Raw genomic sequence first — 272 nt, forward strand, 5'->3', positions numbered from 1 at the left:
CACCTTCCTCGGCCGCGCTGCGGCGTCGGAGCGGTTCCGGCTGCGGCAAAAGCAGATGGAGAATGCCGACGATCGCGCCGTCAGTCAGATGCTCGATCTCGTCGACGCGGCCGATGATCTCATGTCGAACCGCTTCGTCCTGGGCGATCATCATTTCACGCTCGCGGTCTATTCCGACAGCCTGAAAGGGCTGCGCGACAATATGTCGATCGCGCGGGCGGCGCTGGCCGACACCGGCATGGTCGCGGCGCGGGAAGGGGCGGCGCTGGAAG

The 272-nt window shown here is 66.2% G+C and carries 1 pseudogene; it reads left to right on the forward strand.

Annotation, left to right across the window (positions count from 1 at the left end):
* Positions 1 to 272 (forward strand): annotated as a pseudogene (locus CVH10_RS20570) (VirB4 family type IV secretion/conjugal transfer ATPase); the annotation flags it as partial.

The organism is Halomonas sp. ND22Bw (assembly GCF_003011945.1).
Lineage (GTDB): Bacteria > Pseudomonadota > Gammaproteobacteria > Pseudomonadales > Halomonadaceae > Halomonas > Halomonas halophila.